The 6,164-nt window shown below is 74.2% G+C and carries 5 protein-coding genes; 4 read left to right on the top strand and 1 reads right to left on the bottom strand.

The genetic code is table 11. From position 1 onward, the window contains the following. Positions 1-177 precede the first annotated feature (177 nt). Genes zwf through eda form a run of 4 tightly spaced genes read left to right on the top strand, consistent with a single transcriptional unit; the run spans position 178 to position 5,060 of the window. Positions 178-1,578 (top strand): glucose-6-phosphate dehydrogenase, encoded by a 1,401-nt coding sequence (gene zwf / locus AWQ70_RS06765; RefSeq protein WP_157529924.1) that lies wholly within the window; start codon positions 178-180, stop codon positions 1,576-1,578. Then, positions 1,575-3,422, top strand: coding sequence for a phosphogluconate dehydratase (gene edd, locus AWQ70_RS06760; RefSeq protein WP_245646789.1), 1,848 nt, complete (start codon positions 1,575-1,577; stop codon positions 3,420-3,422). The genes zwf and edd overlap by 4 nt, the downstream gene beginning before the upstream one ends. Next, a complete protein-coding gene (locus AWQ70_RS06755) occupies positions 3,419-4,405 on the top strand; it encodes a glucokinase (RefSeq protein ID WP_067171777.1) in 987 nt (328 codons plus the stop codon). The genes edd and AWQ70_RS06755 overlap by 4 nt, the downstream gene beginning before the upstream one ends. Before the next feature lie 43 nt (positions 4,406-4,448). Continuing rightward, positions 4,449-5,060 (top strand): bifunctional 4-hydroxy-2-oxoglutarate aldolase/2-dehydro-3-deoxy-phosphogluconate aldolase, encoded by a 612-nt coding sequence (eda, locus tag AWQ70_RS06750; protein WP_084516588.1) that lies wholly within the window; start codon positions 4,449-4,451, stop codon positions 5,058-5,060. A 115-nt stretch (positions 5,061-5,175) separates the two neighbouring features. On the opposite strand, the gene AWQ70_RS06745 is transcribed toward eda, so the two are convergent. Further along, positions 5,176-6,126: a carbohydrate kinase family protein gene (locus tag AWQ70_RS06745; protein WP_067171772.1), complete on the bottom strand. Its 951-nt coding sequence runs from the start codon at positions 6,124-6,126 to the stop codon at positions 5,176-5,178. Positions 6,127-6,164: the final 38 nt, after the last annotated feature.

Below are 6,164 nucleotides of genomic sequence, written 5' to 3'. Positions count from 1 at the left end.
GCCGGCGCCCCGGGCGGCACCCCGGGCGGCGCCCCGGCCGGCTCCCAGGTCGGCTCCCAGGTCGGCGGCCCGTTCACCGGCGCGACCGGTCCGGCCACCGGCGCCGGTACCGCCGGCGCCGGGTCCCAGCCGGCCGCGGCCGACCTGATCGTGTTCGGCGGCACCGGCGACCTGTCCATGCGCAAGCTCATCCCCGCCCTCTACCACTGCGACCGCGACGGCCGGCTGGCCGACGAGACGCGGATCATCGCCATGTCGCGCGGCGGCCTCACCGACGCCGACTTCCGGGGCAAGGTCGACGCCGAGGCGCGCCCGGCCCTCCAGGGGGACGACGAGGAGGGCTGGCGGCGCTTCCTCCGCAGGCTGCACCACGTCTCGATCGACGTGGGCGGCTCCGACGGGAGCGGGTGGGGCACGCTGTCCCGGCTGCTCGCCGGGTACGAGGACCGCGACCGCGTCTTCTACCTGGCCAGCCCGCCGATGACGTTCGGGCCGTTCTGCCGGGAGGCGCACGCGGCCGGGCTGGTCACGCCGCGCTCCCGGGTCGTGCTGGAGAAGCCGCTCGGCCGCGACCTGGCCAGCGCCCAGGCGATCAACGACGAGGTCGGCGCCATCTTCGACGAGCGGCAGATCTTCCGGATCGACCACTACCTCGGCAAGGAGACGGTCCAGAACCTCCTGGTGCTGCGGTTCGCCAACGCCTTCCTCGAACCGGTCTGGAACTCGCTCTGGATCGACCACGTCCAGATCACCGTCGCCGAGACGGTCGGTACGCCCGGCCGCCGGGGCTACTACGACCACGCGGGCGCGCTGCGCGACATGGTGCAGAACCACCTGCTCCAGCTCCTGTGCCTCGTCGCGATGGAGCCGCCGTCCCGCAACGACCGCGAGTCCATACGCGACGAGAAGGTGAAGGTGCTGGAGTCGCTGCGCCCGATCGTCGGCTCCGAGGTCGACCGCTTCGCGGTCCGGGGTCAGTACACGGCGGGCGACGGCGTCCCCGGCTACCTGGACGAGCCCGCCAGCACCCCGCCCACCGAGATCTCGCGCCGGGTCGAGACGTACGCGGCGATCCGGGCCGAGGTGAAGAACTGGCGCTGGGCCGGCGTGCCGTTCTACCTGCGCACCGGCAAGCGGATGCCGGACCGCCGGTCGGAGATCGTGATCCAGTTCAAGGACGTCCCGCACGCGATCTTCCCGGGGACCGCGCCGAACCGGCTGGTCCTGCGGCTCCAGCCGAGCGAGGGCATCCACCTGCTCCTCATGGCGAAGGAGCCGGGCGCCGGCGAGGTGGCCCTGCGGCCGGTGCCGCTCAGCCTGAGCTTCGCCGAGACGTTCCGGAGCCGGGTGCCCGACGCGTACGAGCGGCTGCTGATGGACGTGCTGGCCGGCAACCCGACCCTGTTCATGCGGCGCGACGAGGTCGAGGCCGCCTGGCGGTGGATCGATCCGATCATCGAGAACTGGGAGGGCTCGGCGAGCCTGCCCGAGCCGTACCCCGCCGGATCGGCCGGCCCGGCGGGCGCCCGCGAACTGCTGGCCCGCAGCGGCCGGACCTGGCACGAGGAGGAGCTGTGAACGCGCGCGCGATCGACCCCGTCGTCTCGGCGGTGACCGAGAGGATCAGGGAGCGCAGCCGTGAGGGCCGCGCGGCCTACCTGGAGCGGATCGGGGCCGCGGGGCGGGAACTGCGCGACCGCGGCCCGGCGCGCGGCCGGCTCGCCTGCGCCAACCTCGCGCACGGCTTCGCCGCCGCCGGGCCGGACGACAAGGCGGACCTGCGCGGAACGGCGAAGCCGGGCGTGGCCATCGTCACGTCGTACAACGACATGTTGTCGGCGCACCAGCCGTACGAGACGTACCCGCCGGAGCTGAAGCGGGCGGTCCGGGGGGCGGGCGGCGTCGCGCAGGTGGCGGGCGGCGTGCCGGCGATGTGCGACGGCATCACGCAGGGCCGGGCCGGCATGGAGCTGTCGCTCTACAGCCGGGACGTGATCGCCATGGCGACCGCGATCGCGCTGTCGCACGACATGTTCGACGCGTCGCTGCTGCTCGGCGTCTGCGACAAGATCGTGCCGGGTCTGCTCATCGGGGCGCTGCACTTCGGGCACCTGCCCGCGATCTTCGTGCCGGCCGGGCCGATGACCTCGGGCCTGCCCAACAAGATCAAGGCGCGCACCCGGCAGGAGTTCGCCGAGGGCAAGATCGACCGGTTGGAGATGCTCGACGCCGAGGCGAAGTCGTACCACTCGCCGGGCACCTGCACGTTCTACGGCACGGCCAACTCCAACCAGTTGCTCGTCGAGGTGATGGGCCTCCACCTCCCCGGCGCGACGTTCGTGAACCCGCACACCGAGCTGCGGCACGCGCTGACCGAGGCGGCGGGCCGGCGCGCGGTGGAGATCACCCCGCACGGCGACGAGTACACCCCGCTGGGTGAGGTGGTCGACGAGCGGGCGATCGTCAACGCGTGCGTCGCGCTGCTGGCGTCGGGCGGCTCGACCAACCACACGCTGCACCTGGTCGCCGTGGCGGCCGCCGCCGGGATCACGCTGACCTGGGACGACCTGGCCGACCTGTCCAAGGTGGTGCCGCTGCTGACCCGGATGTACCCGAACGGGCAGGCGGACGTGAACCACTTCCAGGCGGCGGGCGGCATGGCCGTCCTCATCGGCGAGCTGCTGGACGCGGGCCTGCTCCACGGCGACGTGCTCACCGTCGCCGGCCGAGGGCTCGACCTCTACCGTTCGGCCCCCTCGCTCAAGGAGGGGACGCTGGTCTGGGAGGAGCGCACGGCCGGCAGCTCCGACACGGAGGTGCTGCGCCCGGTCGCCGACCCGTTCTCGGCCGACGGCGGCATCCACATGCTGGACGGCAACCTCGGGCGCGCGGTCTCGAAGGTGTCGTCGGTCAAGCCGGAGCACCTCGTCATCGAGGCGCCCGCGCGGGTGTTCGACGACCAGCTCGACCTGCTGCGCGCGTTCGAGGCGGGCGAGCTCGACGGCCGGGACTTCGTCGCGGTCGTCCGCTACCAGGGGCCGAGCGCCAACGGCATGCCGGAGCTGCACAAGCTCACGCCGCCGCTCGCGGTGCTGCTCGACCGGGGCCAGAAGGTCGCGATCGTGACCGACGGCCGCATGTCGGGCGCGTCCGGGAAGGTGCCGGCGGCGATCCACCTGTCCCCCGAGGCGGCCCACGGCGGGCCGATCGCCCTCATCCGGGACGGCGACGTGATCCGGCTGGACTCCGCGGCGGGGACGCTGACCGTCCTGACCGACCTGTCCGGCCGCGCTCCGGAAGGCGCGCCGCTGCCGGACGAGCGGTGGGCCGGGACGGGCCGGGAGCTGTTCCACGCGTTCCGCCGTACGGTCGGACCGGCGGAGCGGGGCGCCAGCGTGTTCGGTCCCGGGGGCCGCGGGTGACGCCCCCGCCGCCGTGGCTGGTCGCCGACATCGGCGGCACGAACGCGCGTTTCGGCCTGGTCACCCGGCCGGGAGAGGCCCCCGAGTCCGTCGCCGTACTGGAAGTCGCGCAGTACCCGGGCCTGCCGGATGCCGTAGCCGCCTATCTCGACGCGCATGGGGGCGGAGTGCGGCCGGAGGCCGCGTGCCTGGCGATCGCCGGGCCGGTACAGGACGACCGGTACCGGCTGACCAACGCGGGCTGGGCGGGGTCGGTGTCCGCACTGGGCATCCCGTACGTCGAGCTGCTCAACGACTTCGAGGCCCTCGCGATCTCGCTGCCGCACCTGGCCGGGGACGATCTGGTGTCCCTCGGCGGGCCGGAGCCCGTGGACGGGACGGTGCGCAAGGTGCGGGCGGTGCTGGGGCCGGGGACCGGGCTCGGCGTCGGGGGACTGGTCCCCGCCGGGGCCGGGTGGATCGCGGTGCCGGGTGAGGGGGGCCACGTGGCCGTCCCGGCCGTCACCGACCTGGAGATCGAGATCGTGCGCGCGCTGCGCGCCGACGGCCTGCCGTACGTGGACGCCGAGCACCTGCTGTCCGGGACCGGGCTGCCCCGGCTGCATCGCGGCCTGGCGCTGGTGCGGGGCGTCTCCGCGGACCTGATGACCGAGCCGGTCACCGCGTCGGGGATCGTCGCGTCGGACGACCCGCTCGCGGTGGAGACCGTCGAGGTGTTCCTCGCCCTGCTCGGCGGGTTCGCCGGGAACGTCGCCCTGACCCTGGGCGCGCGTGGCGGGGTCTACGTGGGCGGCGGGGTGCTGCCGCGGATCTCCGGACGGGCCCGGGACAGCGCGTTCCGGGCGCGGTTCGAGATGACGGCGCCCGCGCTGTCCGGCTACATCTCCGCGATCGCCACGTCGCTGATCGTCGCGGAGCAACCCGCCCTCACCGGTGCCGCCGCCTGGCTCGCACAGAGGGCAAGTAATGTTGAGCTGGTATGACCGAGTATCGGCGCGAACGTTACCTTCGCGCGTGGAGGAATCTATGAGTCTGCTCGACCTTGCGCCCGTCGTCCCGGTCGTCGTCGTGGACGACGCCGCGGCCGCGGTGCCGCTGGCCCGCGCGCTCGTCGCGGGCGGGCTTCCGGTCATCGAGGTCACCCTGCGGACCGACGCGGCGCTCGACGCGATCAGGCGGATCGCGGACGAGGTGCCGGACGCGGTGGTCGGCGCGGGCACGGTCCGCTCGGCGGCCGACGTCGCGGCGGCGGTCGCGGCGGGCTCGCGGTTCCTCGTCTCCCCCGGCACCACCCCGTCCCTCGTGGACGCCATGCTGGACGGCGGCGTGCCGTTCCTGCCCGGGGTGGCGACCGCCTCCGAGGCGATGGCGCTGCGCGAGCGCGGCATCACGGAGATGAAGTTCTTCCCGGCCGAGGCCGCGGGCGGCGTCCCCTACCTGAAGGCGCTGTCCGGCCCGCTCGCCGACGTGCGCTTCTGCCCCACCGGGGGGATCAAGCCGGCCACCGCGCCGGCCTATCTCGCGCTGCCGAACGTCGGATGCGTCGGCGGCACCTGGCTGACCCCGGCCGACGCGCTGGCCGCCGGGGACTTCGCCCGTGTCGAGAAGCTCGCCCTGGAGGCGTCCGCGCTGCGCTGACGGAGCGGTCCCAGAACCTCGTCAGCCGAGCCATCCTCCCTCGGCGGAGCTGACGGCCATGTTCGTGACCGCGACCCGGTGCACACGTTCATGGAAACCCGGGCTCGTGACCACCTCACCCGTTGGTCACGAGCCCATTCTTCTGCCCGCTTCCGTGCGGGTCCCCCGCCCGTTCGAGGAGCGTGGCGAGGGTGATCGGGTCCTCGTGCGTGCCGGCGGTCGTGCAGGCGTGCGCCCCGGCGAGGGCGCCGAGCCGTACGCACTCCTCCAGGGGGAGGCCGCGCAGGCGGCCGTAGAGCACGCCGGAGACGAACGCGTCGCCGGCGCCGTTGGCGTCCACGACGGGCCCGGGCAGGGGCTGGGCGGGGAAGTGCCGGGCGCGCTCCCACCCCTCCGCGAGGACGTGGCAGCCCTCGGCACCGTCCGTGCAGACGACGAGCGAGGCCCGGCCCCGGTCGACGACGGCGCGCATGACCGCGTCCCTGCGGTCGCCGAGGGCGGCCGCCGACATGAAGACCAGGTCCGACGCGTACGCGAAGTCCTCGTGGTGGGGGTTCGTCCCGTCCCAGTCGTGCAGGTCGGTGGAGACGGTCACGCCGTCCGGGATGTCGGCGTAGACGTCGCGGCAGGAGTCGGTGATGGAGACGTGGACGTGCCGCGCCCCGCGGAGGGCGGGCAGGTAGAGGTCGCGGGGCAGCCGTTCGCCGGGCGTCACCCGCGGGTCGTGCAGCGAGAGGCGGCGGCCGTCCGGCCCGACCAGCAGGACGCTGCGGCTCGTGCCCCCCGGGGACGGAGCCCAGGCGACGTCCACGTCGCGGGCGGCGAGGTGGTCGCGGACGAGGCGGCCCTGCGGGTCCTCCCCGATCAGGGCGACCAGCGTCACCCGCAGCCCGAGCGCGCGGCATCCGAGGGCGACGCCGGAGCCCGTGTTCCCGATCCGGTCCACGACCGGCGGCACGTGGTAGGTGTCCCGGTACGGCAGGGGCAGCTCGGGCACGTAGACCGTGGTGTCGACGCCGATGCCGCCGAGCACCACCACGTCGCGCTCGGTCGTTCGCTCTTGCACAAAGCCTCCGTGGATGGGTCGCGGCCGCGTGAGGGCCG

The sequence above is a fragment of the Microtetraspora niveoalba genome, assembly GCF_001570405.1.
GTDB classification, from domain to species: domain Bacteria; phylum Actinomycetota; class Actinomycetes; order Streptosporangiales; family Streptosporangiaceae; genus Microtetraspora; species Microtetraspora niveoalba.
The sequence above is the reverse complement of the archived record's forward strand: the minus strand, read 5'-3'. Positions and strand labels throughout refer to the sequence as shown.